The sequence below is a fragment of the Saccharomonospora iraqiensis subsp. paurometabolica YIM 90007 genome, assembly GCF_000231035.2.
Lineage (GTDB): Bacteria > Actinomycetota > Actinomycetes > Mycobacteriales > Pseudonocardiaceae > Saccharomonospora > Saccharomonospora paurometabolica.
This window is the reverse complement of the sequence record NZ_KI912225.1, coordinates 97,250-97,563: the sequence shown is the minus strand read 5'-3', so window position 1 is coordinate 97,563 and position 314 is coordinate 97,250. Positions and strand designations below refer to the sequence as shown.

General features: G+C 79.0%; 1 pseudogene. It reads right to left on the bottom strand.

Going from position 1 to position 314, the window contains the following annotated elements:
- Positions 1 to 160: 160 nt before the first annotated feature.
- Positions 161 to 314: pseudogene (locus tag SACPADRAFT_RS31405) on the bottom strand (pyrimidine reductase family protein); the annotation flags it as partial.

Genomic DNA, 314 nt, shown 5'->3' with positions numbered 1-314 from the left:
GGTCCGCCGACACCCCGCCCGTGCGTCGATTCCGTCGTGGACGACGGTGCGTCCCGGACGACGGCGTGTGCCCCCGGACACCTCCGCGTTCCCGCGTCAGCCTGGCACGGGGCGGGTGAGACCGCCGTGAGCGGGCCGGGCCGCGGTGTCGGCGGCCCGGTCACCCCGGGCCGGTTTCCCCGGTGTCCGCCCGGCGGTACCGGAGCATGGTGAACCCGTCCTCGTGCAGCACGGAGGCCAACCGCAGCGCCCGGGGCACGGGGCTCGGGGTGCCGGACACCACCCGGCCCGCGCCCGCGCCCGCCAGCAGCGGC